The organism is Moraxella sp. ZY200743 (assembly GCF_050885545.1).
In the GTDB taxonomy this organism is placed as follows: domain Bacteria; phylum Pseudomonadota; class Gammaproteobacteria; order Pseudomonadales; family Moraxellaceae; genus Moraxella; species Moraxella haemolytica.
In genome coordinates this window covers 1,003,498-1,030,433 of record NZ_CP091313.1, presented here as the reverse complement: position 1 = coordinate 1,030,433, position 26,936 = coordinate 1,003,498, and the positions used below count along the sequence as shown (strand labels likewise).

General features: G+C 41.9%; 25 protein-coding genes. 10 read left to right on the top strand and 15 right to left on the bottom strand.

Annotation, left to right across the window (positions count from 1 at the left end; translation table 11 throughout):
• Window positions 1-62: 62 nt before the first annotated feature.
• The 4 genes from lon to mnmC all read left to right on the top strand — a co-directional run bounded on the left by lon (window position 63) and on the right by mnmC (window position 5,629).
• Window positions 63-2,486 carry an endopeptidase La gene (gene lon / locus L3D27_RS05035; RefSeq protein WP_432481786.1) on the top strand — a complete coding sequence of 808 codons (2,424 nt, stop codon included), beginning with the start codon at window positions 63-65 and terminating at the stop codon, window positions 2,484-2,486.
• Window positions 2,487-2,575: 89 nt separating this feature from the next.
• Window positions 2,576-3,202, top strand: a complete 627-nt coding sequence (locus L3D27_RS05030; RefSeq protein ID WP_432481785.1) for an inner membrane-spanning protein YciB — start codon at window positions 2,576-2,578, stop codon at window positions 3,200-3,202.
• Window positions 3,203-3,404: 202 nt separating this feature from the next.
• Window positions 3,405-3,701, top strand: coding sequence for a YciI family protein (locus tag L3D27_RS05025; RefSeq protein WP_432481783.1), 297 nt, complete (start codon window positions 3,405-3,407; stop codon window positions 3,699-3,701).
• Window positions 3,702-3,718: 17 nt separating this feature from the next.
• A complete protein-coding gene (gene mnmC, locus L3D27_RS05020; protein ID WP_432481782.1) occupies window positions 3,719-5,629 on the top strand; it encodes an FAD-dependent 5-carboxymethylaminomethyl-2-thiouridine(34) oxidoreductase MnmC in 1,911 nt (636 codons plus the stop codon).
• A gap of 86 nt (window positions 5,630-5,715) precedes the next feature.
• On the opposite strand, the gene sodA is transcribed toward mnmC, so the two are convergent.
• The 7 genes from sodA to L3D27_RS04985 form a co-directional block, all read right to left on the bottom strand.
• Window positions 5,716-6,327 carry a superoxide dismutase [Mn] gene (gene sodA, locus L3D27_RS05015; protein WP_432481781.1) on the bottom strand — a complete coding sequence of 204 codons (612 nt, stop codon included), beginning with the start codon at window positions 6,325-6,327 and terminating at the stop codon, window positions 5,716-5,718.
• Between the two features lie 164 nt (window positions 6,328-6,491).
• On the bottom strand, window positions 6,492-7,118 hold the full coding sequence (hfq, locus tag L3D27_RS05010; RefSeq protein WP_432481780.1) for an RNA chaperone Hfq: 627 nt from the start codon (window positions 7,116-7,118) through the stop codon (window positions 6,492-6,494).
• A 60-nt stretch (window positions 7,119-7,178) separates the two neighbouring features.
• Window positions 7,179-8,249 carry a tRNA (adenosine(37)-N6)-dimethylallyltransferase MiaA gene (gene miaA / locus L3D27_RS05005; RefSeq protein WP_432481778.1) on the bottom strand — a complete coding sequence of 357 codons (1,071 nt, stop codon included), beginning with the start codon at window positions 8,247-8,249 and terminating at the stop codon, window positions 7,179-7,181.
• Between the two features lie 22 nt (window positions 8,250-8,271).
• On the bottom strand, window positions 8,272-8,700 hold the full coding sequence (gene tsaE / locus L3D27_RS05000; protein WP_284674420.1) for a tRNA (adenosine(37)-N6)-threonylcarbamoyltransferase complex ATPase subunit type 1 TsaE: 429 nt from the start codon (window positions 8,698-8,700) through the stop codon (window positions 8,272-8,274).
• Window positions 8,700-9,296 (bottom strand): 6-pyruvoyl trahydropterin synthase family protein, encoded by a 597-nt coding sequence (locus tag L3D27_RS04995; protein ID WP_284674419.1) that lies wholly within the window; start codon window positions 9,294-9,296, stop codon window positions 8,700-8,702. The genes tsaE and L3D27_RS04995 overlap by 1 nt, the downstream gene beginning before the upstream one ends.
• 85 nt (window positions 9,297-9,381) lie before the next feature.
• Complete coding sequence (locus L3D27_RS04990; protein WP_432481777.1) at window positions 9,382-10,620, bottom strand: saccharopine dehydrogenase family protein; 1,239 nt, start codon at window positions 10,618-10,620, stop codon at window positions 9,382-9,384.
• Window positions 10,621-10,754: 134 nt separating this feature from the next.
• The gene (locus L3D27_RS04985) at window positions 10,755-11,933 is read right to left on the bottom strand and encodes a carboxynorspermidine decarboxylase (protein WP_432481776.1); all 1,179 of its coding nucleotides are present in this window, start codon (window positions 11,931-11,933) and stop codon (window positions 10,755-10,757) included.
• Between the two features lie 199 nt (window positions 11,934-12,132).
• Between L3D27_RS04985 and L3D27_RS04980 the strand changes: the two genes are divergently transcribed.
• Window positions 12,133-13,509: a DUF3482 domain-containing protein gene (locus tag L3D27_RS04980; protein ID WP_432481775.1), complete on the top strand. Its 1,377-nt coding sequence runs from the start codon at window positions 12,133-12,135 to the stop codon at window positions 13,507-13,509.
• 25 nt (window positions 13,510-13,534) lie between these two features.
• On the opposite strand, the gene L3D27_RS04975 is transcribed toward L3D27_RS04980, so the two are convergent.
• The 5 genes from L3D27_RS04975 to L3D27_RS04955 all read right to left on the bottom strand — a co-directional run bounded on the left by L3D27_RS04975 (window position 13,535) and on the right by L3D27_RS04955 (window position 18,355).
• Window positions 13,535-13,765: a hypothetical protein gene (locus L3D27_RS04975; RefSeq protein WP_432481774.1), complete on the bottom strand. Its 231-nt coding sequence runs from the start codon at window positions 13,763-13,765 to the stop codon at window positions 13,535-13,537.
• The gene (locus tag L3D27_RS04970; RefSeq protein ID WP_432481773.1) at window positions 13,725-14,804 is read right to left on the bottom strand and encodes an ABC1 kinase family protein; all 1,080 of its coding nucleotides are present in this window, start codon (window positions 14,802-14,804) and stop codon (window positions 13,725-13,727) included. Before L3D27_RS04970 ends, L3D27_RS04975 begins: the two co-directional genes overlap by 41 nt.
• A 29-nt stretch (window positions 14,805-14,833) precedes the next feature.
• A complete protein-coding gene (locus L3D27_RS04965; protein WP_432481877.1) occupies window positions 14,834-15,613 on the bottom strand; it encodes a HesA/MoeB/ThiF family protein in 780 nt (259 codons plus the stop codon).
• A 61-nt stretch (window positions 15,614-15,674) separates the two neighbouring features.
• The gene (gene prmC, locus L3D27_RS04960) at window positions 15,675-16,508 is read right to left on the bottom strand and encodes a peptide chain release factor N(5)-glutamine methyltransferase (RefSeq protein ID WP_432481772.1); all 834 of its coding nucleotides are present in this window, start codon (window positions 16,506-16,508) and stop codon (window positions 15,675-15,677) included.
• A 17-nt stretch (window positions 16,509-16,525) separates the two neighbouring features.
• Window positions 16,526-18,355 (bottom strand): AmpG family muropeptide MFS transporter, encoded by a 1,830-nt coding sequence (locus L3D27_RS04955; protein ID WP_432481771.1) that lies wholly within the window; start codon window positions 18,353-18,355, stop codon window positions 16,526-16,528.
• A gap of 250 nt (window positions 18,356-18,605) precedes the next feature.
• On the opposite strand from L3D27_RS04955, the gene L3D27_RS04950 reads away from it, so the two are divergent.
• A complete protein-coding gene (locus tag L3D27_RS04950; RefSeq protein WP_432481770.1) occupies window positions 18,606-19,547 on the top strand; it encodes a LysR substrate-binding domain-containing protein in 942 nt (313 codons plus the stop codon).
• Between the two features lie 105 nt (window positions 19,548-19,652).
• Here L3D27_RS04950 and L3D27_RS04945 read toward each other — a convergent pair whose 3' ends face one another.
• Window positions 19,653-20,231: an FxsA family protein gene (locus L3D27_RS04945; RefSeq protein WP_284674411.1), complete on the bottom strand. Its 579-nt coding sequence runs from the start codon at window positions 20,229-20,231 to the stop codon at window positions 19,653-19,655.
• Between the two features lie 168 nt (window positions 20,232-20,399).
• Between L3D27_RS04945 and ruvC the strand changes: the two genes are divergently transcribed.
• A complete protein-coding gene (gene ruvC, locus L3D27_RS04940) occupies window positions 20,400-20,987 on the top strand; it encodes a crossover junction endodeoxyribonuclease RuvC (RefSeq protein WP_432481769.1) in 588 nt (195 codons plus the stop codon).
• Window positions 20,988-21,103: 116 nt separating this feature from the next.
• Here ruvC and L3D27_RS04935 read toward each other — a convergent pair whose 3' ends face one another.
• Window positions 21,104-21,886: an META domain-containing protein gene (locus L3D27_RS04935; RefSeq protein ID WP_432481767.1), complete on the bottom strand. Its 783-nt coding sequence runs from the start codon at window positions 21,884-21,886 to the stop codon at window positions 21,104-21,106.
• A 227-nt stretch (window positions 21,887-22,113) separates the two neighbouring features.
• Here L3D27_RS04935 and L3D27_RS04930 point away from each other — a divergent pair, with 227 nt between their 5' ends.
• Window positions 22,114-22,779: a TerD family protein gene (locus L3D27_RS04930; protein ID WP_432481766.1), complete on the top strand. Its 666-nt coding sequence runs from the start codon at window positions 22,114-22,116 to the stop codon at window positions 22,777-22,779.
• Between the two features lie 152 nt (window positions 22,780-22,931).
• On the opposite strand, the gene leuA is transcribed toward L3D27_RS04930, so the two are convergent.
• Window positions 22,932-24,674 (bottom strand): 2-isopropylmalate synthase, encoded by a 1,743-nt coding sequence (leuA, locus tag L3D27_RS04925; protein WP_284674407.1) that lies wholly within the window; start codon window positions 24,672-24,674, stop codon window positions 22,932-22,934.
• 180 nt (window positions 24,675-24,854) lie between these two features.
• Here leuA and L3D27_RS04920 point away from each other — a divergent pair, with 180 nt between their 5' ends.
• Both L3D27_RS04920 and L3D27_RS04915 read left to right on the top strand, forming a co-directional pair.
• Window positions 24,855-25,322 (top strand): Lrp/AsnC family transcriptional regulator, encoded by a 468-nt coding sequence (locus L3D27_RS04920; protein ID WP_284674406.1) that lies wholly within the window; start codon window positions 24,855-24,857, stop codon window positions 25,320-25,322.
• A 52-nt stretch (window positions 25,323-25,374) separates the two neighbouring features.
• Window positions 25,375-26,931, top strand: a complete 1,557-nt coding sequence (locus tag L3D27_RS04915; protein WP_432481764.1) for a phosphoethanolamine transferase — start codon at window positions 25,375-25,377, stop codon at window positions 26,929-26,931.
• Window positions 26,932-26,936 lie beyond the last annotated feature (5 nt).

Sequence of the window (26,936 nt, the reverse complement as noted above, 5' to 3'; positions counted from 1 at the left end):
TTTTTGTCATATTGCCACCATAAATAGCCCACACAATAATATAAACAAAAAAGGAGAACTTCATGACTGATGAAGCCCTAGATTTTTCAGTTGAATCAAATAGCCTGCCCCTGCTTGCTGTTCGTGATGTCGTGGTCTATCCACATATGCAGATTGCCCTTTTTGTGGGGCGTGAACAGTCCATTCATGCCATCAAGACCGCCCAAGAGGATTTTGGCGACAACATTTTGGTTGTCTCCCAAAAAGATTCCTTAAGTGAAGACATCGATACTAACAACCTGCACAAGCACGGCACTGTCTGTCGCATCATCAGCACCATGCCACATGATAATGATGACGGCTGCCTAAAGGTACTTATTGAAGGTTTGTATCGTGCCCAGATTGATGAAATTGATGAGGCATTGATGGCTACTTTTCATGAAGCCTTGATTGACAATCCTCTGTCCGATGATGAACACGAGGCACATCATGCAGTCTTGCTTGAGCTTTTTAGTGATTATGCTGAGGCATCGTTACGCAACGCTCGTGAGATTATCCGAGTAGCCAGTCGCATTGACAATCTGCTTGAGCTGATTTATTTCATCGCCACTCGAGTATCCATGAAGCTAGAAGCCAAACAAAGCATTCTAGAAGACGACGACATGATGTCGTACTATGTGGCCTTGACTGAATTTTTTACCAACAATAAAGCCGAACGCACACTAGAAAACGAACTGCAAGACACAGTGCGTAAGCAAATGGAAAACAACCAGCGTGAGTATTTTTTAAATGAAAAAATGAAAGCAATTAAGTCAGAACTGTCCGATTTAAATGACGGTGCTGATGACGAAGATGGAGAGCTTGAAAAGTGCCTAAAAGAAGCTGATTTGCCCGATGATGTTCGCAAAAAAGCCGAAACCGAATTTAAAAAACTAAAACAAATGCCTTCAAGCTCATCTGAGGCAAGCGTTGTGCGCGGCTATGTTGAATGGATACTAGATACCCCATGGAACAAGGCAAGCAAGGTCTCTATTAATCTAAATAAAGCCAAAGAAATTCTAGATAAAGACCACTATGGGCTAGATGATGTTAAAGATCGCATTTTAGAATACCTAGCGGTGCAGTCTCGTGTCAAAAAATTGCGTGGTCCTATCCTATGCCTTGTGGGTCCTCCTGGTGTGGGTAAGACATCTTTGGGCGAGAGCATTGCTCGCTCTACAGGTCGCAAGTTTGTGCGTATGGCATTAGGTGGCGTGCGTGATGAAGCTGAAATTCGTGGGCATAGACGCACCTATATTGGAGCGATGCCAGGAAAAATCGTGCAATCTTTAGCAAAAGTAGAAGTTAAAAATCCGCTATTTTTGCTTGATGAGATTGACAAAATGGCTCAAGATTATCGTGGCGACCCTGCGTCCGCCCTACTAGAAGTGCTTGACCCATCACAAAATAACAGCTTTAACGATCATTATCTTGACCTAGATTTGGATTTGTCAGAAGTGATGTTCATCTGCACTGCTAACAGCATGAATATACCTCCAGCCTTACTTGACCGCATGGAAGTGATTCGTCTGCCAGGCTACACCGAAGACGAAAAAATGAACATCGCCCAAAATTATCTAACACCAAAAGCTCTAGAACAAAATGGGCTTGGCAAAGATGAGCTTAATATTACTGATGATGCCGTTCTTAGCATTATCCGTTACTATACTCGTGAAGCAGGCGTGCGTAATTTGGAGCGTGAAATCAATAAAATTAGCCGTAAAGCGGTGCGTTCACAGGTGGAAACTTATGGCATCAAACCCAAAAAAGGCACAAAAATTGAGTCATTGTCTGTAACGGACGATAACATTGCTGACTATTTGGGCGTTAAGCCTTTTGACTTTGGCTTGGCAGAAAAAGAGCCAGAAGTTGGACGAATTACAGGGCTTGCGTGGACATCTGTGGGCGGTGAACTACTGACGATTGAAACCGCCACCATGCAGGGCAAAGGCGAACTTGTCTTTACAGGGTCGCTTGGCGATGTCATGAAGGAATCCATCCGAGCTGCCATGAGTGTTGTGCGTGCAGGTGGCGAACGCTTTGGCATCAGTTATGAAAAATTCAAAGACACTGATATTCATGTGCATATGCCAGAAGGAGCGACGCCTAAAGACGGACCTTCTGCAGGTATCGCTCTCACCACTGCCTTAGTATCCGCCTTTACAGGCATTGCCATTCGTGCGGATATCGCCATGACAGGTGAGGTTACATTGCGTGGCAAAGTGCTAAAAATTGGCGGACTAAAGGAAAAACTACTTGCTGCTCATCGTGGTGGCATCAAACATGTACTAATCCCTAAGTCTAATGAGCCAGACCTTGCCGACATTCCTGATAATGTCAAAGAAGGCTTAACCATTCAAGCGGTTGAGACGATTGACGAAGTGCTAAAAGTCGCTTTGGTCGCCCTACTCATGCCCTTAAAACCAGCACTAACCGTTAAAGCAGAAGAACAGGCTTTACGCAGCTAAAGCCATCAAAAATAAAGCCCAAAGTAAAATTTGGGTTTTATTTTTATGGCTTTTCATTTAAACTATATCTTTTTTTATTGAATGTACTCATGAAATCTTTGCTTGATTTTTTACCGCTGATTATTTTTTATGTGCTTTACAAAAATACCGATAAAGCAGATGCCAACCACCCCCTACTTGCCATCTTTGGGATAAGTGGTGGCGTGGATAATAATCACATTCTGGTTGGGACATTAGGCTTGGTGCTGGCAACGGCATTGATATATGGCTATTTATTCATCAATCAAAAATTTCGCCTAGAAAAACAGCAATGGTTCGTACTGGTCATGACAGTGGTTTTTGGTGGACTAACACTTGCTTTGAGTGATGACTACTACATTCGATTAAAAGCAGTGCTGATTAACCTAGCTTTTGCCATTGGTCTTGCCATTTCACCGTTATTTAATAAAAATAGACAACCCATTATCAAAAAACTTTTTGCTCCAATTTTGGATCTAACAGCACAAGGATGGATAAAATTAAACTTGGCATGGGCAGGATTATTTACTTTGATGGCGACACTACATGCCTTTTTTGCCTTTGTATTTATGGACGGTGAGTATTGGGGTGAGTTTACTGCCTTTGGCGACATCATCGTGATGATGAGTTTTATGGCGGGTATGTTTGTGATATTACGAAAGCATTTTATATTGGACGAGAATCAACCAAAAAAGTAATGTTTTTAATAACCAAAAACTCATTAAAAACAACTCACACTCAATAACTTCCGCCCAACATTAATCACCACACCTTAAAGTGATACATTGTTATGAGATTTATTGCCAGTTGCTTTGGGTTTGGTGGGTATTTTTGGATACATAACAATCAAATTGGCAGTCTTTTTATTGGTTTACTTTTTAATTCATACTGGGAATTTTTATGCCTTTATTTGTCATTATCGGTCATGATGTAGCGGACAGTGCCGCCAAGCGTAGCGAAATTCGCCCCGCCCATCTTGAACGCCTAAACACCCTAAATGCTCAAAATCGCCTTGTCATCGCAGGACCAACACCCATCAATCATGGAGAGCCTGCCATGAGTGGCAGTATCATCATCGCCCATTTTGATGATATTGAACAAGCACGAGCATGGGCAAATGATGAACCATATTTGCATGGCGGTGTATATAGCCATGTGGATATTAAGCCATTTATCCAAGCCTTACCAAAAATATAATCTAATTCACGGTCATCATGAACCAAATAAATAATGCCGTGATTGAATGGCGACTTGACCATCTTGGCAATACTGTACCGACATCACAAAAGTTTGATGATGTCTATTTTTCGCACGCAGGCGGTCTTGATGAGAGTCATTATGTGTTTATTGAAGGCAACGACTTGCCCCATCGATTGACACAGCTTAATGACAACCATATCTTTGTTGTTGCTGAGACAGGTTTTGGTACAGGGCTGAATTTTTTAGCCCTGTACAAACTGTGGCGAACTCTCAAGCACCAAGGCAGGCTGGCAAAAAAAGCACGCCTACATTTCATCAGCACCGAAAAATTTCCCCTAAGCCACGCCGACTTACAAAAGGCACTTGGTAGTTGGTTGCATGATGACACCATTGCAGTATTTGTTAGTCGTTTGCTTGATTGCTATCCTGTGCCACTTGCAGGGTGTCATCGCATGAATATCGCCGATGACATCATGTTGGATTTATGGTTGGGCGAAGCATTGGACAGCTTCCATGCCATATACCGCTATCAAAAGACATTACACCCCAATACATCAAAAGTTGATGCTTGGTTCTTAGATGGCTTTGCTCCTAGTAAAAACAGTGACTTATGGTCTGATGAGCTGTTTGAGCTTATCCGCAAGCTCTCTTCTCCCAATGCCACCATCGCTACCTTTACAGCAGCAGGATTTGTCCGCCGTGGTCTGAGTGCAGTAGGTTTTGATGTACAAAAAAAGCAAGGATTTGGGCGAAAACGAGAGATGATTACAGGAAAATTGCATTGCAATGATAAAGTAATGACAACATTCCCTAAGCACATTGCTATTATCGGTGCAGGCATTGCAGGACTGTGTTCTGCATGGGCTTTGAGCAAACGAGGCATTAAAGTCAGCTTGTATGATAAAATCTCCCCCATATCAGGTGCGTCTGGCAATCCTAGAGCGTTATTCGCCCCCAAGCTGTCTTTAATTGAGCAAGCCAGTCATCATCTATCCACCATTTCTTTTTTGTATGCGGTGCGTTTTTATCAAAGCTTAAATACCAAAGACGGCATTTATGAACCATTGGGCGTGGTGGATTTTTTACTACCCACCCAAAAAAGCGTTGACAAACTACAAGCACTCATCAACCCCTATCCGCATGACTTGATTCATCAAATAGACGCCATCTATCCTAATCAAAAAATTCATACATTCATACCAAAAGCAGGTCTTATCAATCCTGCCAAACTTGCCCAAGCGGTGCTATCAGAGCCACTTATTTCTTGGCAACAAGCAGATATTAAGCACATCAGTTGCGATGAAAAACAGGTGGTGCTACACGGTAATGATCAGACATTTGTAGCGGACGAAGTAGTCATTTCAGCAGGCTTTGAAAGCCATTTGCTGCATGAGCAGTTATTCAACCCCCGAAAAATCCGTGGTCAGATATCATGGCTGTCTGTAAATACGGATACATTCGCCAAACTACCCAAAAACCCCATCAAATACGATGGCTATTGTGCCAAATTCACCGATGATGGTGGCAACTATTTTTTGATGGGAGCCAGTTTTGTTCGCAATGAAACGCATACTGCCATCATGCCAGATGAACATAAATTTAACATTGATAAACTCACTCAAAGCCTACCTAATATTGCAAGCACACTAGGCATAGGAAATAATGCCATCACACAGCAACTACAAGGTCGTGCCAGTATTAGAGCCCAAACACCTGATTACCACCCCATTATTGGCAAAGTTTCTGATCGCATCTATGCCATGTACGGCATGGGATCAAAGGGCTTTACCTTTTCACCACTATGTGGCGAGATTATTGCCGGCATGGTGTGCGATGAGATTTTACCCGCTTGCGACCATTTCATCAAAAAAATCAGTCCACAACGCACTCGCCTACTAACGCCACTTACCGACAACTCTGCTTGACTTTATTTACAGTCATGTATCAACAAAAAAACAGCCATAAATAGCTGTTTTTTTTGTTGTCATTACGACCATCAAAGGCGTGATGATTAGGCATCAAAGCGTTTTTGAGCTTCGTCCCAGTTTACCACATCCCAAAACGCCTTAATGTAGTCTGGGCGTTTGTTTTGGTATTTTAGGTAGTAGGCATGTTCCCAGACATCAAGACCAATGATCGGAGTACCTTCACAACCTGCCACTGCCTTGCCCATCAATGGGCTGTCTTGATTGGCGGTAGAGACCACTGCCAATTTATCGCCCTGCTTTACTAGCCATGCCCAACCAGAACCAAAGCGAGTTTGTGCAGCTTTTTCAAATTGCTCTTTAAAAGCATCAACAGAACCAAAATCACGCTCGATGGCTTCTTTAAGTGAACCTTTTAGCTCTGTGCCAGTTTTTAAGATGGTCCAAAATAAGCTGTGATTGGCATGACCGCCAGCGTTATTGCGAACAGCTGTTTGCTTCTCGGCAGGGATTTTATCTAGATTAGCAATCACTTCTTCAGCTGACTTGTCTGCCCACTCAGTGCCTTCAAGTGCTGCGTTTGCATTGTTTACATAGGCTTGATGGTGCTTGCTGTGGTGAATCTCCATGGTCTCTTTGTCAAAATGTGGCTCTAGGGCTTCATACGCATAGCCAAGTTCTGGTAATGTAAATGCCATAATATATTTTCCTTTGTTAGATAAAAGTGAGAGAACGGCGTTTTACCGCTCTTTTTAAATAAGGGCTTGAAAGTATAAAATCAAGTAAATCTTGATGATCTTTCATTCATTTAAGTAAAATTAAGCCATAGAACAAATGCCAACGACAAAATTAGCATCAATGATCAGTTATCAAAACCCTCGTCATTACTGTGGCCAAATTTAGCATCAAAGCCTCTTTCATCAAAGCCTTTATCACTAAAACCCTTGTCATCAAAACCGCCACGCTCAATGCTACGACTTTGCTTTTTTTCAAAGTTTTTGCCATCAAAGCCACGCTCATCAAAGGCAGCACGGTCAAAGCCTGCATTCATGCCATTACCCTGTGGGTAGCCACCACGCTCAAATCCACGAGAGCCGAAGTTATCCGATGGTGGCGTGCGTGTAAATCCTCCCACAGGACGAGTACCAAAACCTGTTTGGCGTTCAAAGCCTGTACTCGCATTGCCTGATGCCACGCTAGTTTGATAGCTACTTGATGACATCACACCGATAGAGGCGTTTGGATAGCCTGACTGAGGACCTGATGGCACAACGCTATCTGTACGAGGGTTACGGGTTGGAACAATGGTTGAGATGGCGTGCTTATAAACCATTTGACTGACCGTGTTTTTTAAGAGAACGACATATTGGTCAAATGATTCGATTTGTCCTTGTAATTTAATACCATTAACCAAAAAAATAGAGACAGGAATGCGGTCTTTACGAAGTGCATTCAAAAATGGGTCTTGCAAACTTTGCCCTTTTGACATAGAAATTCTCCAAAATAACAGAAACTCATGCAAAAAATATCCGCCCAAACAGGCTTAATATTATAATAACTGATTTTGTACTTCTTGTATGCTAAAAAACGGTACAATCAAAGATGAAGTACCCTCAAGACGAGCAAGGCTACGCTGCCAAGTAGATTGGCGTTTCGCTAACTGTCTTGTTGCATATAATGCCTTATTTTTCATGTCTTGACAAGCCATTTGTAGGGGATTTACAGGCTGTTTTTGTGTTTTTTTAACAAAATCATGCCATTGTGCCTGCATGAGTGATGAAAATCCCATCCAGTACTCATTGGTCTGCATGACCTCATGCCCTGATATCGCCAAAAAGTCAATCACCTGCCGATAGCCGACACATCGCATGGACGGCATATCAGCAGTCAAGTCGGGGTATTTTTTAAGTAGCGAGACAACTTCATCAACAAGCCCCATCTCCCACATGATATCCAATCGCTTGGCAATACGGTCGTGTAGCCACATTCTGTCAGGCTCCACTAAACAGGTAATCCAATGCTGCTTAGGATTGTGGCAAAGAGCGACTTTTGGGGTCTGCTGCCACACACTCATCGGCACACCTGTTTGTAAATACACCTCTACCGCTCTGGTAATACGCTGAGTATCGGTAACTTTAAGCCGTTGGCAGATTTTTGGGTCGTGTGTTTGTAAATACTCGTATAGCTCACCAACACCTTTATCATCAAGCCATGCCACCACCATTTTTCGTGTGGCAATATCAGTATCAGGAACGGCAGACAATCCGTCCAAAAGTGCCATGTAATACATCATCGTACCACCAACGAGTAGCGGTATTCTGCCCTGTTGGTGAATTTGAGTAATCAGCATCTCTACATCCGCCACAAAACTTGCCACATTGTAAGTCTTGGTGGGTTTGATGATGTTGACCAAATGATGTGGAAAACAGGCTAACTCCCCATCAGATGGCTTTGCCGTACCTATGTTCATGTCCTGATAAATCAAAGCACTATCAACCGAGATAAGCTCAAATCTCCCTGTCTCATACAGCCGACAAGCCAAGTTCGTCTTGCCACTGGCAGTGGGTGCGATGAGCGATAACACAGTGTTATCAGGCAAATTTTTATAATTTAAAGTCATGGCAAATCAGTTAAGCAAGGCATTAAATAGATAAGTCCACACCAACAATCTCAACCAATCGAGCATCATGGGCTTGTCTTGTGATTTTTAGCTGTATGTCAGGCTTTGGTAAAAGACTTTCGGCACGACTTGCCCACTCGATGATGACAAGCGAATCTTTCTCTTCAAAATACTCAAAAAACCCAATAAAATCAAGCTCTTCTGGGTCATTTAGACGATAAAGATCGGCATGATAGACAGGTTTTTGATTGATGCGATAGGATTCGACTAAAGTATAAGTTGGGCTTTTTACCGCACCAGTATGACCTAAAGCACGCAAAAGATAGCGAGTAAAGGTCGTCTTGCCCGCCCCTAAATCACCTGACAACCACAGACTACCCACAGGGTTCATTTTGGCTAAGGCAACCGCCAGACGCTCGGTATCCTTCTCATTTTCCAAAATAATTTTCATTAAACTTTAACCTGTCTTAAGGGTAGTGGATTGAAAAAACGCTCTTCTTGTTTTAGTTTTTCAAACATCTTAGGATCGCTCCACTCCGCCTGAACTTGCTCACTAAACTCAAAGTCATCAAGCGATAATGCACCCATGCGTAGATTGTCAATGTCTTCACGAAAGCACTGAGCATAGCCTGTGGCGGTTTCATGCACAATGACAGAATAAATACTGACATCTTGTTCATTGTTTTGCATGACAGTATTTTTTAACACTTTATCCGCCCAATAAAAAATCACACGACTAAACTGCTCTGCTGAGGGCGAAACAGGTAGAGATACCCAACGAGCCGATAGTTCTTTGCAGGCACGAATATAGCTTGGATCATCTTTATTCCAAAAAGTGATGGCATGGTCAAAGCTATCAATAAGTTCTTTGATGTGAGATTTTAATAGACCAAAGTCATAGACCATTTGCCCATCATCAAAAGCCTGTGCCTCAAGAATAAGCTCAACTTGATAGCTATGCCCATGAATAGAACGACTACAACGCTCAGAGGTGCAATTACGCACCACATGAGCATTTTCAAATTTAAAGAGTTTACGAATACGCATAATATTAAGGTAAATCAAGTCTGTCGCTTCATTTTATCATAAAGTTGGACTGATGAAGTGGTTTTTTATGTTCATTCACCAACCTTCAAATATCAAATGACAACAAGCGATGACCGCTCTCATCTTGGATATGGGTCGGCAATCCCATGTCATTTAGTAGGTTGATGAATGGGCGTGGATCAAGCTCTTCAACATTAACCATTTTATTTACTCTCCAGCCCCCTTTGGCAATCAGCACCGCCGCTGCGACTGCTGGCACGCCTGCGGTGTATGAGATTGCCTGACTACCAACTTCTTGATAACATTTAGCATGATCGGCGATATTATAAATAAATATTTCTTGCTTGACGCCGTCTTTTTTGCCACGCATTTTATTGCCAATGCAAGTATGCCCTGTATAGTCTTTGGCAAGCGAACTTGGGTCTGGTAACAACGCCTTGACAACTTTTAGTGGTACAATCTCCACCCCTTCTGCGGTCATGACTGGCTGTTCTGACAGTAGCCCAAGATTTTTTAGAACAGTAAATACATTGATATAATGATCGCCAAACCCCATCCAAAAACGAATATTAGGTACATCTAGATTCTTGTGTAGCGAATGAATCTCATCATGACCACACAGATAGCTACTACGCTCACCCACAACTGGCAAATCGTCCGTGCGTTTCACCTCAAACATCTGATTGGTCTGCCATTTACGGTTTTGCCAAGTATAAACCACGCCTGTAAACTCTCGAAAGTTGATTTCAGGGTCAAAATTGGTAGCAAAATATCTACCATGACTGCCTGCATTAATATCAATGATGTCAATGTCGGTGATCTGCCCTTCATCAAAATAATCCACACCAATGCGAGCATAAGCATTAACCACACCAGGGTCAAAACCCACACCCAAAATAGCAGTTATGCCCGCTTGCTCACACGCCGCCTTATGTCGCCATTCATAATTTTCATACCAAGGCGGTGTTTCACAAACCTTATTTGGCTCTTCATGAATGGCGGTATCTAGATAGCTTGCCCCTGTGGTGATACAGGCTTTGAGTACACTTTGATTAATAAAGGACGAACCAACATTGATGACAATACCTGCCTCAATACTACGGATAAAATCAGTTAACTCATCAACATTGAGAGCATTGATGGTATGAATTTGTAGGGAAATATGCTGTTTTTGTTGCACACTATCGCTGATGGCTTGGCACTTATTTACAGTGCGACTGGCAATATGAAGAGTGCCAAAATACTCACGATACTGAGCTACTTTATGAGCAACCACCTGAGCTACGCCACCTGCACCGATGATTAAAATATTGGGTTTATTCATATATTTTCTCCTAAATTCCCATCAATCACAAAAAAACCTTGAGCCAAACATACAAGTTAAATACACAAAATTGACAAATCACCAAGCATCCGTTTATAAAGTTTGCCCCACGCCATCACAACAAATCACTCATATCATGATAGACTATTTTTATAATCCTTATAATCAAAGCGTCGCTGCTGAATGATACTGCCATCTAATCGTCTAATGATGATGGCAGGCATACCCACGCCATTAAACCAATTCTTCTTAACCATCGTATAGGCAGCTGCATTCCCAAATGCGACTTTATCGCCCACTTGTAGTGGCGTATCAATGGCATATTCACCAAAAATATCTCCTGCTAAGCAAGTCTTACCATAGATAATGGTGTTATTTTGATGCTCGGATGCAGATAGATTTAGCGATTGACCATTGATGCTTGTTAGAGTGGTTGGCTGACCATAAATTAGTAAATCAAGCATATGGCTTTCGGTAGCAGCATCCACTACTGCCAGCTTTTTGCCATTTTCCATCACATCAAGCACTCGAGTTACCAGTTGTGCACCATTATGAACACACGCCTCGCCTGGCTCAAGATAAACCTGCACGCCATATTTTGTCGCAAAGTCTTTTAATCGCTGTGCCAACGCCTCAAGCGGATAATCTTTAGCAATAAAATGAATGCCGCCGCCCAAACTTACCCAATCAAGGCAAGATAACATCGCCCCAAACTTAATCTCAATATCATCTAAGCTCTGACTAAACGCTGCAAAGTCAGCATTCTCACAATTATAATGCAACATGACACCACTGATGTCATCACACACCGCAAGCACCTTGCTTACATCATGCTCTCCCAATCGGCTAAACGGACGAGCAGGGTCTGCCAACAAAAACGCAGAATTACTGGTATTAGGATTTAATCTAAGTCCTACAGGAATGCCCTTTTTGTAGGCTTTTTCTTTAAAGGCGTTAAGCTGATTGATAGAATTAAAGATAATCTTGTCAGCATGATTGAGCACCTCATCTATCTCATCGTGGGCATACGCCACACTATAAGCATGCGTCTCTCCACCAAACTCTTCATGCCCCAAACGAACTTCAAATAGTGATGATGATGTTGTGCCATGCAAATAAGGACGCATGACATCAAACACCCCCCAAGTAGCAAAGCACTTTAACGCAAGCAATGCCTTTGCTCCTGACAGTTGGCATAGTTTTTGAATGATGGCAAGATTGTCGGTAATTGCGTATTCATCAATCAGATAGTATGGCGTAGGCAAATCGTTTAAATCAATCGCTTGGTTCATGGCTAATTTCTTTGTATTCATGACAAATAAGGCAAAATAAACCACCACATTTTAGCATAATTTCCCAAAAGCACAATTTTTTCAAACAGCTCATCAAGATTGCCCAAAATATCGCAATGAACACACCAATTTTTAAAAACTCACAAATTCCCCACCCATCAGCAATCCAAATAATGCTACAATAAAATTCAAATTCATTGATAATACCACCCATCATAGTATGAAAACACCCATCTTATCGGTCATCGGACACACCAATGTCGGCAAAACCTCGCTCATGCGTACACTACTTAGAGATGCTCAGTTTGGCGAAGTCAAGAATGAGTCTGCCACCACCAAGCATGTCGAAGCTGTGCATATTTTTGGTAAGCATAACAAGCTACTACTAACCCTACACGACACTCCTGGTTTAGAAGATGCCTCAGGGGTTATGGACTTTGTGCAGGCTTATACCAATGGGCGAGATGATGGCATTGAACGACTCTTGGCATTTTTATCGGCAACCGATGAGAGTGATGCTCGCCTAGGCGATGATTTTAGCCAAGAAGCCAAAGTCATTCGCAGTCTGATTCAAGCTGACATTGCCATCTATGTGATTGATGCGCGTGAGCCTGTACTACCAAAATATAAAGACGAACTTGCCATTTTGGCAATCAGTGGCACACCTGTACTGCCTGTGTTTAACTTTATTAAAGGTAATGAAGACAATATGCAGCTATGGCGACTCATGCTGTCTCGGCGTGCCCTATATGTGGTCAATACCTTTGATACAGTGGCATTTGATTTTGATGGCGAGATGGCACTTTGGCAGAATTTAGCGACTTTAAGTGTTGAAAAGGACAGTCTAAACACCCTACAACAAGAACGCCAAGAATCTTGGCAAGACATGGCAGAAGAAGGCTCTCTTATCATTGCTGATTTTTTGGTAAATGTCGCAAGTTTTAGTAAGAAAATTGACGAAAGCCAAGACCCCACCCCCACCCTAAATGCCATGCAAAACGCTGTGCGTCAGTCTGAAGATATCATGCAAGAAAAACTTTTGCACCTATATCAGTTTTATAACACCGCTATTGATGAACACGATATTGAGATTCAAGGTCGTGAGCAGGACATATTTGATGGCGAACTATTAGCTCGCCATGGTATTCGCACCGCAGGTGGTAGCATTACAGGTATGGTGGTAGGTGCGGGTATCGATGTGGCAACTTTAGGGGCAAGTCTAGGGCTTGGTACAGCATTAGGTGGTATTATTGGTGGACTTTTGCCCAATACCAATGCCATTCGTGATAAGGCATTGGGCATACAGACCTTAACCATTGATGATGCAACCTTAACTCTACTTGCCACACGAGCCCAAAATCTACATCACGCCTTGCGTCATCGTGGTCATGCCAGTCTGCATGCGGTGGTAACGGACAATCCAAGTGGCAGCTTGCCATGGCAAAGTCATGGGCTACCAACCTCACTAAAAAAAGCTCGTGCTTATCCGCACTACTCTAGCTTAGATGGGTATTATGAAGATAATATTGGATTGCGCCAAGAGCTTAGCGATAAGCTAAGCATCACCCTACTAGAGCATTTATCAACGCTTGATTGATGGCATTGCAGTCAATAGTAGTTGGTCAGTTGGCACTGATGACTTTTAACCGTTCACCTTCAAACAGCTCCATTTCAGGTGCAAGCGTTACCATAAAGCGGTCAAAATACAACAGCTGCTTTAGTAGCAAGGCAAAATCTTGCGGAAAATGAATGCCATGTTTTTTGCCAACATCAGCCATCTCAAGCATCATGGTATTGAGTGCTTCTGGCTGATTATCCTGACCGACTTTGCCAAGCATCCAGTTTAGTAACATCAACTTTTTGATGCGTCATGCCAATCTGTGCCATCGCCTGTGCCATGCCATGATAATCACTGGCTTGCAAGTTTTGTACCAAAGTAAAGCAAGCCTCCAAACTCTTTGGTTCAATTTGCCCAACTAAGCCAAAATCCAAAAAGGCAATCCTACCATCATCAAGCATCATTAAGTTTCCTGCGTGTAAATCCGCATGAAACTCCCCTGTCGTCATCAAGGATAAAAACCAAGTATCCAATACATCGCTCATCACCTTTTGGGCTTTTGTGGTATCTTTGGCAAGTCCAAGCGTCTCATCAACAAGCGATTTACCCACCAGTAAATCCATTGTCAAAACTCGCCTAGTGCTTAGATGATGATGTACAGTAGGAGCAGTTACTTTGGCATTGCCAGTACGAGATAAAAACGCCAAAAACCGCTCAATGTGGCGACTCTCAGCGATAAAATCTATCTCCATAAGCATTCTTTTGCGTATCTCGTCTAAAATTGGGGCGATATTGGCAGTACGCATGACTGGCATCATCTTTTCAATAACCCAAAAACCACCATGAAGCACAGTCAAATCGGTATGAATAATCGTACCTACTTTAGGTTTTTGCACCTTTAATGCCACCTGCCTGCCATCAGTAAGCACTGCACGATGCACTTGTGCAATGCTTGCCGATGCCAATGGATTGGGGTCTATATACTCAAATATTTCATCCAAATCACAAGTTGTCCCAAGCTCTTCACGCAAAATCGCCAAAATCTCAGTCAATGGAACAGGCGTGGTCTGATCAAGACAATCTTGAAAAGCCAGTACATATTCTCTAGGAAAAATTGATGGCGTACTGGCGATAAATTGACCAAGTTTGATGTAGGTTACGCCCATCTGCTCAAAGGCATCTTTTAGCAGATTTGCATCCATCTTTTCACCTTTGGCAACTCTCAGTGCTGACAGCCCTGCCACACTGGCTGTTTTTTGAATACGCCCAAGCACATTTAGCCCTGTGCTAGCAGACTGTTTGATGATGGCAAGCGGAGATGTTTTTATAGGCATAATGGCGTTGATTGTGTTGGTTAAAAAAATTATGATGATTTTTCAAGTTGTTTATTACAGATGGTGCAATGTTCATCTTGAGTGAAGCGTATTTTTTTTAGGCTAAATTCTCGACCATGCCACAGCACAAGTTGATGCTCAATGGGGTTATGATGCCTACCCAAAAAATCCAGTGCCACTTGCGATGCCATGGACGCAATGACAGATACCGTACTGCCAAGCACGCCAGAAGTCGCACAAGTCATCTCATCACCCTTATCTGTACCAAACAGACACTGATAACAGCCTGTTTTGTTGGTAAACAGTGCCAACTGACCCACCTCACCGATTGCCGAGCTGGACAGCAGTGGCACGCCATAAGTTTGGCAAGCTTGGTTAAGCAAATCACGAATGGCAAAATTATCGGTGCAGTCAATCACAAGGTTGGGCAATCTGCCAGCACACTCATCAAATACCCTACCAATATTGTCATTGGTTAGGCGAATGTCAGTTGATACGATGCGTACCAATTCATTGTGCTTGGCAAGTTTTTGGTGGGCAACAGCAACTTTTGACCGCCCAACATCATCAGCGGTAAAGAGAGTCTGCCTTTGCAAGTTACTCTCATCAATCACATCAAAATCAACCAAATGCAAGCACCCCACCCCTGCTCGCACCAGAATCTGAGAGATGGGACACCCCAAACCACCCATGCCCACAATTAACACATGGCTTTTTTTTAGTTCAAGCTGAGCTGACAAATCCCAATCATCTAAAAGAATTTGCCGAGAATATCTCATGAGTTCAGCATCGCTTAAAACATCGATCATGTCTGATGATTGGCTTGTATTGCCATCTTGCTCATCTATCTCATTTTGATTCATCTGAACATCAACCACGCCACACCCCAATGGTCAATCTGTCGTTACCGCCATAATCACAAACAACAGCAACATCATGATAACCAGAATCCAAGAATAACTGGCGAGTAGCCAATGCTTGGTCATAGCCATGCTCTATCGCCAATAAGCCCCCACAAGTCAAAAATTCCCTTGCCTTTGTAACGATATGAGCGATATCCGCCATGCCTGCGTTATCCGAAACCAATGCAGTCATGGGTTCATGGGTGAGCCGCGCTAAATGCTCATCATCTTTGGCGATATAAGGCGGATTAGAAACAATCACATTAAAACTACCCGATACATCATCAAACCAATCTGAATGTACAAAGCGACAATTATTCGCCTCCAAGCGGTGAGCGTTATTTTGTGCAACCTTTAAAGCTGCCATTGACACATCACACGCCAACACCTGCCAAGTGGGCAATGCTTTAGCAAGTGTAATGGCAATACAACCTGTACCTGTACCAAGATCCAACAGATTACCCGCCTTGCAAAAGGTTTGGTTACCTATCCATTCAAGCACCACTTCAACAAGCCTTTCTGTATCAGCCCTAGGTATTAAGGTGGATTCATCAACCCAAAATGAACGACCAAAAAATTCCTGATCGCCTGTCAAATATGCAAGTGGCACGCCCTGTGCCATCTTTGCCATGCCTGCTACAAACTTGGCTTGTTCATTAGGTTTTAGTATGTATTCTTCATGGCTAATCAACCAACTACTAGGGCAGTTAAGCACAAAACATAGCCAACCCTGCCACCAATGGCGTGGCAGACTGCCATGTCTATACATTTGCTTGATTTTATGAATACTAAGTGTTGTCATGACTGAGTTTATACCGTCTATGATTCATCTTTTAAGGTAAATTTTTCATCACCAAGTTTAATGTATTTACCCACCAGATATACCAAAAATAGCACAGGCACACCCAACAAGCAGGTAATCAAAAAGAAAGTTGGATAACTTGTTGCTTCCACAATACTCCCTGAATAACCACCCAAAATTTTTGGTGATAGGGTCATCAAAGACGAAAATAAAGCGTACTGCACTGCCGTAAAGCGAATGGAAGTGAGTACCGATAAGAACGCCACAAATACCGCACTCGCCAGACCACCTGCCAGATTATCAGCGATAACTGCAACATACAACATACCCGCTGTCGGCTCATAAAACAAAGCGATGAACAGCAGATTGGTAACGGCAGCCAAGATAGCCCCAACCATCATGGCGGCGATGATTTTCATTCTTTGAGCAATAAATCCACCCAAAAAACCACCCAAAATACTCATGGTTAAGCCCACAAGTTTACTGGCATCTGCAATCTGCACTTTGGTATAGCCCATATCTTGATAAAAGATATTGGCAATATTGCCCGCAACAATGTCCGAGATACGATACAAACCAATCAATGCCAAAATCAGTACTGCTTTTTTTCCATAAGTATCAAAAAACTCCAAAATAGGCTCAATCCAATTTTTAGCAGCAACTTCTTTAGGAACCAATTTAATCTTAATCAATACATGGGCAACGATGGCAGCCACCAAGACACTGATGATAAAACGCACACTCTCAAGCAAAAAACCCACCAAATTAGAATGCTTGACATCACCAATGATGACATCGCCAAAGATACGAAACGCAAAAATAAAACCGACCATACACACGACAAATAGCATCACCAGACGCAGGTTGTTTTTAGCATCTTGTTTATTGACCACCGCCTGATTTGTCAGTACCGACTTCATTTTTGGCTGATTAAATAACAAGAAAATCAAAGCAATCGGTGCAGGAATGAGCATGGCAATCCCGTACATACTGGCAAAATTTGCCACCGCCTCAGAGATGACAAAAGGATGATTCTCCACTTGCAAGATACGCTCACAAATTTGGTTTAATAGATACCAAAGACCGTATAACCCCATCGGAACAAGAGCCACAAGTGCATACCAGCCCATAATTTTATCATTGAGTTTTTGTTTAATGGGCGTTAATATTTGGGTGTGCGGCTCATTGGCACTCAAAGTTGTTAGAACACCTACACCCATCACCAATGCCATAACAAAATAGGTCTGCTTCCATGCAATGTACTGATACATCTCTTCTGTTGAGCCAAAATAAGTCGCCAAATACAAAGCCCCTGCCCCAGAGATGATAAGTCCCAAACGATAGCCAAAGACATACAACGCCGAAAATGCTGTTTGCATGGACTTAGGCACCACCTCAATACGATACGCATCAATAACGATGTCCTGCGAAGCTGATGAAAAGGCAAGTAGTACCGCAAATAGTGCCATCATTTCAAGTGAAGTGATGCTATCAGCATTTGGACTGGTTAATGCCATTAGACAAACCGCCAGAATAATCATAAGCTGTGCAACTAAAAGCCAACTGCGACGCTTGCCCAAATAGCGGTGCAAAAACGGAATGGATAAGCTATCCACCAAAGGTGCCCACAAGAATTTGAATGAGTACGCCAAACCTGCCCAAGCGAACATCGTTATTTTACTTTTATCAATCTGTGCTTCTACAAGCCACATACTCAGCGTTGAAAATACCAAAAAATAAGGCAATCCTGCCGAAAACCCAAGCATCAGCATAATTAAGGCATTTTTTGTCAGATAAGTCTGTTTAAACACCAACCAAGGCGAAGAGTGTTGCATTGTATCAGCCATAAGCAATCCAAGGAGATTCAATCAAATAAGAGTTTGTAAATGTGTGCATATTAGAACAAAATCATGATTTTTGCAAAGTGTATTCACACCAAATCCACCAATTTAGGCATAAAATCAGACGATTTTTTGAATTTTATGCAATTTTGGAATATACTTTTACTTTCTTAGCGGTTTATTTTCCATACCAAATTTTTATAATAACAATTTTAAAGCCACACCACAGCTTTGTGAGCATACTTGGATTATTCTTATGGCAATTGACATCGTCATCAATCAGCGTCATTTACAAATTCAGCTTAAGCAACTTGAAACCGTTTGGCACACCATCGTCAATGGCTATAATCTAAGCCAAGCAGCCGAACTATTACACACCAGTCAATCAAGCCTATCCAAACAAATCGCCGCCCTAGAAAATCAGCTAAAAGCCGATGTATTCACCAGACAAGGTAAACGCTTGACAGGACTCACCCCCATCGGTAAGGCACTTTTGCCACACATTGAAGCAATTTTTGCTGAAATACGCACCATTGAGAATATAAGCCTTGATTTTAATAATGCAGCAGCAGGTACTTTGACGGTCGCCACTACGCACACCCAAGCTCGCTATGTGTTGCCAAAAATCGTCAAGGCATTTCGAGATAAATTCCCCAAAGTCAATCTGGTATTACAGCAAGCCGACCCAGAAACCATTGCCCAAATGGTGATTCGTGGTCAAGCAGATATTGGCATCGCCACCGAATCACTACTGAATAATGACATACTGCGTTGCCATCGCTATTATGACTGGTCGCATGTCGTCATCGTGCCAAAAGACCACGAGCTTGCTACCCTATCAGGTATAGAAAATGGCGTGGACTTACCAACTTTGGCAAGCTATCCGATTGTTACCTATCATGGTGGCTTTACAGGGCGTAATTCTATTGACAAGGTTTTTGCCCAAGAAGGTCTAGTACCTGAGATTGTACTAGCAGCTCTAGACTCTGATGTCATCAGCACCTATGTTTCATCAGGTTTAGGCATTGGTATCATTGCAGAGATGGCATATGAACCCAGACATTATCCTGATTTGGTTGCCATTCCCATCACGCATTTTGGGCGATTTACCAGTTGGATTGCAGTGCGTGATGATAGCGAGATTCGTAAGTTTGGGCATGAATTCATTAAACTTTGCCAAGCTCAATTTTCAAACTGATTGGCACAAACTTGATTAACATAAACAATGTGTAATAAACAATTTAGCATAAATAAATCCGCCCAAAAGGACGGATTTATCATGGTTGTGATTCATCAGCAAGTGTCATTCATCATTAGCAGAGCCAATTTTTTTTATGTTTTTTTGCACACTTTTGGCCTCGCCATCAACGGTCGTACCACCAAACCCACCCTTCTTAAAGCCACCACCTTGACCAAAAGGATTGTTCGGATTAACACCGCCCATACCAAATGGATTTTGACCACCCATTTGCTTGGACATCATTTGCATGATTTTATCTTGGTTTTTTAAAGCATAGTTCTTGGCGGCACCCGTCAGCTTTCTTTGTACTGCAGGCATCAATAAAATTACCGCACCAACATCGCTCAATAAACCTGGCAATAAGAATAAGATACCTGCAACACCCTTAGCAACCGAACTGGCAATCTTAGATTCAGCAGGCTGATTGGCAGGATTGGGAATAACGCCGTTTTGCATCTGCTTTACTTGCTGTGCCATTGGATTAAGAGTGCTGGCAGCTTTTTTTATAAGCATCAGACCGATGAAAATCGCTACAATAAACCAAAAGAACACCCACCAACCACTGATGAACTGTGCCACAAGATACCAAAGCAACATCTCAATAATAAACCAAACCAAAGCAATGCCAACGACTGCACCCATACTCATTCCTTACACAAAATTTTAAAAAAATGCCAAAAATAGGCTATACTATAGACAATTTGGGCAACTGGCAAATTTTTCAAGCCACACACCCAAAGTTTTTTTAATTTTTGTACAGCAAGGCATAACTGCCACCTGCCTCACTCACTAACATATTACACACCCATTATGACCATCATCATCGGCATAGATCCCGGCTCACGCATGACAGGCTACGGCATCATTGACGCTACCGCCGACAAACTGACCTATTTAGATGCAGGTACGATTCGCACAGACAGTAGCGATATGCCCAATCGCATTGCACAGATTTTTGGCGGTATTTCACGCATCGTCCAACACCATCAAAAATACAGCAATCAACCCATGCACGCCGCCATTGAACAAGTATTCATGGCAAGTAACCCTGATTCTGCCTTAAAACTTGGACAAGCTCGTGGGGCTGCTATTGCCGCCTTAACTGCACTGAACTTGAGCGTCTCAGAATATACCGCCCGCCAAATAAAACAGGCAGTGTGTGGCTATGGGGCCGCCGAAAAAGAACAAATCTCAGCGATGGTTTGTCGTATTTTATCATTAGAAATTGTTCCGCAAGCCGATGCCGCTGACGGCTTGGCGTGTGCCATCTGCCACGCTCATTCTAGCCATTCCATGCATAAACTTTTAGGCAATACCGCTCTACTTGGACGCAGTGCTTCTAAGAAAAAAGGTCGTTGGCGATTATCCGAAGAAGATGCATTACACCTAAAAACCTAACCCACTCTCTGAAAAATCATAGCAACCAACAAATCATCCTTAAAAACAAAAAAACACCTAAAATTATGAGGTGCTTTTTTGTTTTTAATATAAAAGTACTACCTGCTAATCATGGATTACTCAACAAGAGACGACTCCACCACACCGTCATAAATATACACAGGGGTATCATGCGTGGCAGTGTTGCCATAGGCTTTTAAGCGGATAATCTGACTAAGGCTTAGGTCATGTTTGTAGCCTTCAATCTTACCATCAAAATATCGCCAAGCACCCGCTCCAATTTTTACCCCATAGTTATCATAGCGTATATTACGGACTTTTAAGCATTCTTGGGTATTATTGGCACAGACGACAGGCTTGGCATCAATCTCCCAATACAGTATGACAGATTCGCCATATAGCAGGTCAGGCTTTCGCTTTCCTTGCCAAAGTGAAGATTTGCCACGACTACTGATGGCGAGTGTCGCCTGCGTGGCCTGTTTATCTGTGGATATAAAATTCAGTTTTGCTGATTCAAGCGATGTAATGAGTGCATTTTCTGCTTGATGTAGCGAGCTTTCACAGGACTTTCGTGTGGCGATAAGACTTGTTTTGTCTAATGACAAAAGACCATCACTGAGTGTAAATTCACCCAAATGTCTATTACAGCCCACACTAAAGGCAAGTTGATTACCCTTAAAATCAAGGATTGTGTTCGCCAAAAATGGCACCACTTCCTTATCTTCAGTTCGTATCAACTGCCAGTCATATTGAGCAAGCATTTGATTGGTCGGCACAACTGTAGTATCATCCACCGAATCTTTGGCAGTAGCAATGCTGGTTGCATGTGCCTGACAGCCTGTAAGTAGAGCAGATAGCATCAATGGGGCTAAGCTGTATTTGATAAAACTGGTTTTCATGATGGATGCTAATTTTGCCTAAAGATATGGGGTTTTTATAGTGTAGCATGACCAAATGATTGGCTATGTTAGTTTTTAGTTAATATCGTTGTATTTTTATAATGTTTATATCATCAAATTTTTATCTTTTTAAACAAGCCCACATTAAATTTAAGCACACAACTAAACTTGTTGAGATTGATTGGGAAAATTTGCTACAATAGCTTAAATTTTCAATGGATAGTTTCATGACCCAGTCCAACTTTGACAAGCCTTTAAAGACCTTTTTTGAACCCAAAACCTTAAGAGAACTTGATAGTACAGGACATATCTTAATTCCGTCCATACGCTATAAAGAAACCAAAATCCCCAAACAAGGATTAAAAAAATATCTCGCTTACCTACCCGCCATCAGCAAACAACCCATCTCCATGGATATTGACATGGGCTGTGTGCTACTTAATCAGGCAGGAGAAGTGGTGGACTGTGTACATTATGGGCAGATACGAACCGAAGATGCCAGCGTCCGTCATGGTGGCGATGCACTGGTTGGAGCAATAGAGTTTGAAGATAAATTTATTAATCAAGAACAAATCAGCATATATCTAGATAAACTAGCCGATAACATTCATCATATTGCTATTGTTATTTCAAGTTACCATAAGCATTCATTACATCTTAGCAATAAAGGCGTCGCTGAGCTTAGAGACAATGACGACATTCTGCTACATGAGATTGAACTACCATCTTTGGATAAAGACACGCAGGCAATCATCGCTTGGCACCTAAAAAAAGACAATGATGATTGGGTGGTGCATTCTCCGTTAACACCCATTAAGCATGATGATTTGGCAAAAATCCTACACAGTATCAAAGATGTGCTAAATCTGACCGGTCCATCTGGTATGAATTGATTGTCTTACAATCAAGAGCAGACTTTTGGTCTGCTTTTTTATGGCTTATTTAGACATATGATTTGATAAACCCATCAAATAAAATCAGCACGATTTTGTCATAATCATGCTGATTTTATTTGTACTTTATGGGTGTTTTATGCGATGGATCGTTACCACGCCTGCGATAATGCCGACAAGACCGCTTTTAGCATGGACGAGACGGTACTATGACACATACCAATGCCTGAATAGACCTTGCCAGATACATTAAGCTGTACATATGATGCTGCTGCCGAATGTGTTTGGTTGTCGCCAAGCTCATCATCTAGCACACTTGGTGTGGCTTTGGTGTTGATGGCGTGCTCGCTATAATTGGTTACATGAATTTGCTTACCTGTTGCCTTGATTAACCCATCAATAAACGCTGATAACGCCCCATTGCCTCGCCCCATGATTTCCAACACTTCCTCTGGTGTGGCGACTTGACCATTAAAGGAAACCTCCCCACCTTTGTTATTGATTTGGTAATCACTCAATTCAAAAACATCTTGGGTCAAGAAAGTACGAGTAAAAATATCAAGAAGCTCATCGGTTTTTAATTCACGAGCCAACACTTCTGTTTCACTTTGCACCACTTTTGCAAAGTCAATCTGCGTCCAGCGAGGCAAATCAAAGCCATAATGGCGTTGTAGGATATAAGCCACCCCGCCTTTACCAGATTGGCTATTGATACGCACCACATCTTGATAACTGCGTCCAATATGCACAGGGTCAATGGGCAGATATGCCACATCCCAATGTTGCTCAGTCTCTGGGTGAGCCTCGTTATAATCCAAGCTCTTTTTGATGGCGTCTTGATGCGACCCACTAAACGCCGTAAATACAAGCTCTCCCACATAGGCGTGGCGTGGGTGAATTGGCAAATTGGTGCAATCTGTTACCACTTGAGCGATTTCACTCACTTGCGACAAATCAAGCTCTGGATCTACTCCTTGCGTGTACAAATTCATCGCCATCGTCAAGATATCCATGTTGCCTGTACGCTCACCATTCCCCAAAAGCGTCCCTTCCACACGGTCCGCCCCCGCCATCAGACCCAGTTCACTCGCTGCAACACCACAACCTCTGTCATTATGCGTATGCAAGCTAATGATGACATCTTTACGACTAGGCAAATGACGGCAGAAATACTCAATCTGGTCGGCATATAAGTTTGGCGTGCTTGCCTCAACGGTGGCAGGTAAGTTCAAAATCACTTTTTGACCATTATTAGGCTGCCACACATCACATACCGCCTGACATACCTCTATGGCAAAATCGGTCTCGGTCTGACTAAAGCTTTCTGGACTATACTGAAAAGTCCATTCAGTATCAGGATAGCGTTTAGCAATATTTTTTAGCAAAGTCGCCCCATTAACCGCAATCGCTTTAATGCCTTCTTTATCAAGTTGATAGACCTTATCTCTTTGTACTTTTGAGGTGGAATTATAAACATGGACAATGGCTTTTTTGGCACCTTTTAAGCTCTCAAAGGTGCGTTCAATCAAATGCTCACGAGCCTGCACCAAGACCTGCAAGGTAACATCCTCAGGCACATGACCGCCTTCAATTAGCAAGCGGGTAAAATCAAACTCCACTTGAGCAGCAGAAGGAAAACCAATTTCAATTTCTTTAAAACCGACCGCCACAAGCAGTTTAAAAAACCTTAATTTTTGCTCGATGGTCATGGGGTCAATCAAGGCTTGGTTGCCATCTCGCAAATCCACACTTGCCCAAATGGGTGCTTTTTCTATGCGTTTATCGCACCAAGTACGGTCAAGAATGTGCGGTGCAAATTCAAAAGGACGATACTTTGTAAAGTCAAAGGCTGGATTTTTTGGGATGATGCTAGGGGTATTGGCAGATTGACTCATGGCTGATTTTCCTGCATATAATCATATTAAAAAAAGAAATCACTAGACTAATTATATTAGCAAATTTTCACACCAATTTTTACCAATTTTACAAAAATTTTTTATAATTTTTATCAAAATTAACCAAAAATACTATTTTTTATAGTAAAATTCACTAAAAATCACCACATCAACATCATCATGACTAATACCATTATCTTAGATACCACTGACCGCAAGATTTTAAAACTCTTAACCGATAACGCACGCCTACCTGTGGCAGAGATTAGCGAGAGCATTAGCCTATCAGCCACGCCTGTGGTTCGCCGAATCAAACGCTTAGAAGAGCTGGGCATCATCACAGGCTATCACGCCCACACCAGCCCTACCAAACTTGGCTACACGCTGTCAGTATTTGTGGCGGTGAGTATGGATAAACATACTGCCGAACGATTTGACGAGTTTGAAAATCATATCCAAGCCTTTGATGAGGTGGTGTCATGCAGTTTAGTAACAGGACGCACAGAGGACTACCTACTCAAAGTCATGGTCAAAGACATGGCACATTATGAAGAATTTTTACTACATCGCCTAAGCAAAATTGAAGGTGTCAGCCAGTTACATACCAGTTTTGAACTGCGTGAAGTGTTTCGTAGAGATGTGCTATAATATTTAAGTAATTATTATCCCAACTCTTTGTATATAAGGGAGCGTCACCAAAGTGACCCTGTTTCATTTAACAGCACCAAAGAAATATCAAAAACTCAAAAATTACGGTATTTTTATACTTACTTTTTTGTTTTCTGTATTGATTTGTTGGGCAACAACAGGCGGTAGCCCACGCTTTCATGATATTTTATTATTCTGGGTGATTTGGAATACATTGTGGCTAAAGCCCATTATTTTTAAAATAGCAAGCCCCTTAATGCTAACATGGATTTTGTACGCTCCCTTAGGTGCTCAATATGGCTACCCCAACTCTGGCATGATTGCTTCTTTGTTTGAAACAACAAGCAACGAAGCATTAGAGTTCTTTGACGCAACCGCCGTTCTTTATTTTATTGTTGCAATATTATCAACATTATTAACCTATCATTTAACCAAAAATATCACCGCCACCAGCAAACAAAGAAAATTTTTTAACTATTTTGCACTCATTCTACTGGCATTATTTTTGGCAAATATGTTATCTATTAAACACAAACGCATTCACTGGGGCTATTCTGAGCTACTAAGCATCTTCCCTCACACCATCACACAATATAAATTTTATGCTGTCCATAAAGAAAAAATGAAGCAACTTAGCAAGATTAATGATGATTGGGAAGTTGTTGATTTTAAGCCTGCCTATCAAGACTATATACTGATATTGGGCGAAAGTGCGTCAAAGCATTATTTATCCGCCTATGACTACCCTGTGGATACATCACCCTTTTTAAAACAAGTTCATGGTACACAATACAATGGCTTAATCAGTCCTGCAAGCTATACCATTCATGCCATTCCACGCTTATTGACAGTTCCTAGCGAACAAAATGTTGAATATCAAAATAACATTTTAAGTCTGGCAAATAAATTAGGTATGCAGACTTACTGGCTCTCCAATCAAGATAAAATGGGCAAGTTCAATAATGAAATCTCATACATTGCTTCTCATGCCCAAACAAGCTACTATTTGAGCGAAGAAGCCCCTACCAGTACTCGCTATGATTATCAATTATTGCCAAAAATCCAAGCAATATTAGCAACCCCATCAAATCAGCCTAGATTCATCGTGGTGCATTTAATGGGTTCGCACGCTCGTTTTTCTAGACGAGTGGATAATAACAAAGCACATTTTAACTTCAAAAATAATCATTTATCTGCTTATTTATCCAGTATATTACAAACTGATATGCTATTAAAAGACATACATCAATCCTTGATTCAAAATCAAAAACCTTTTAGTATGATTTATGTGTCAGACCATGGGCTACTGCCAACATCTTTAAAGCACGGCATATCGCAATTTAGCTTGCAAGTTCCGCTATTTAAAATATCCAGTAACGATACCCACAAGACGGTCAATGACGACATCATCTCTGGTTTTAGCTTTGTTTGGTTTTTAACCGAATGGCTAGGGGTTGATACACAAAATCAAAAGCAAAATGACTTTCTTAACGATTATCGCATGCACAGCTTAGAAGAGATAAAGATTTTTGATGATTCTATTAAACCATACTTATCCGTAGAGCCATTCAATGGCGATTTATTACAACCAAGTGAAAATGAATATTAAATAAG

Bases quoted from the DNA above. Each gene is read 5' to 3' on its own strand.
- miaA (WP_432481778.1), bottom strand. From the start codon at position 8,249: ATGACTTTAAATTATAAAAATTTGCCTGATAACACTGTGTTATCGCTC.
- L3D27_RS04945 (WP_284674411.1), bottom strand. From the start codon at position 20,231: ATGGGTGCAGTCGTTGGCATTGCTTTGGTTTGGTTTATTATTGAGATG.
- L3D27_RS04935 (WP_432481767.1), bottom strand. From the start codon at position 21,886: ATGAAAACCAGTTTTATCAAATACAGCTTAGCCCCATTGATGCTATCT.
- leuA (WP_284674407.1), bottom strand. From the start codon at position 24,674: ATGAGTCAATCTGCCAATACCCCTAGCATCATCCCAAAAAATCCAGCC.
- L3D27_RS04955 (WP_432481771.1), bottom strand. From the start codon at position 18,355: ATGGCTGATACAATGCAACACTCTTCGCCTTGGTTGGTGTTTAAACAG.
- L3D27_RS04965 (WP_432481877.1), bottom strand. From the start codon at position 15,613: ATGATCGATGTTTTAAGCGATGCTGAACTCATGAGATATTCTCGGCAA.
- sodA (WP_432481781.1), bottom strand. From the start codon at position 6,327: ATGGCATTTACATTACCAGAACTTGGCTATGCGTATGAAGCCCTAGAG.
- L3D27_RS04990 (WP_432481777.1), bottom strand. From the start codon at position 10,620: ATGAATAAACCCAATATTTTAATCATCGGTGCAGGTGGCGTAGCTCAG.
- mnmC (WP_432481782.1), top strand. From the start codon at position 3,719: ATGAACCAAATAAATAATGCCGTGATTGAATGGCGACTTGACCATCTT.
- lon (WP_432481786.1), top strand. From the start codon at position 63: ATGACTGATGAAGCCCTAGATTTTTCAGTTGAATCAAATAGCCTGCCC.
- L3D27_RS04920 (WP_284674406.1), top strand. From the start codon at position 24,855: ATGACTAATACCATTATCTTAGATACCACTGACCGCAAGATTTTAAAA.
- L3D27_RS04980 (WP_432481775.1), top strand. From the start codon at position 12,133: ATGAAAACACCCATCTTATCGGTCATCGGACACACCAATGTCGGCAAA.
- L3D27_RS05025 (WP_432481783.1), top strand. From the start codon at position 3,405: ATGCCTTTATTTGTCATTATCGGTCATGATGTAGCGGACAGTGCCGCC.
- L3D27_RS04950 (WP_432481770.1), top strand. From the start codon at position 18,606: ATGGCAATTGACATCGTCATCAATCAGCGTCATTTACAAATTCAGCTT.
- L3D27_RS04930 (WP_432481766.1), top strand. From the start codon at position 22,114: ATGACCCAGTCCAACTTTGACAAGCCTTTAAAGACCTTTTTTGAACCC.
- tsaE (WP_284674420.1), bottom strand. From the start codon at position 8,700: ATGAAAATTATTTTGGAAAATGAGAAGGATACCGAGCGTCTGGCGGTT.
- ruvC (WP_432481769.1), top strand. From the start codon at position 20,400: ATGACCATCATCATCGGCATAGATCCCGGCTCACGCATGACAGGCTAC.
- hfq (WP_432481780.1), bottom strand. From the start codon at position 7,118: ATGTCAAAAGGGCAAAGTTTGCAAGACCCATTTTTGAATGCACTTCGT.
- L3D27_RS04995 (WP_284674419.1), bottom strand. From the start codon at position 9,296: ATGCGTATTCGTAAACTCTTTAAATTTGAAAATGCTCATGTGGTGCGT.
- prmC (WP_432481772.1), bottom strand. From the start codon at position 16,508: ATGACAACACTTAGTATTCATAAAATCAAGCAAATGTATAGACATGGC.
- L3D27_RS04975 (WP_432481774.1), bottom strand. From the start codon at position 13,765: ATGTTACTAAACTGGATGCTTGGCAAAGTCGGTCAGGATAATCAGCCA.
- L3D27_RS05030 (WP_432481785.1), top strand. From the start codon at position 2,576: ATGAAATCTTTGCTTGATTTTTTACCGCTGATTATTTTTTATGTGCTT.
- L3D27_RS04970 (WP_432481773.1), bottom strand. From the start codon at position 14,804: ATGCCTATAAAAACATCTCCGCTTGCCATCATCAAACAGTCTGCTAGC.
- L3D27_RS04985 (WP_432481776.1), bottom strand. From the start codon at position 11,933: ATGAATACAAAGAAATTAGCCATGAACCAAGCGATTGATTTAAACGAT.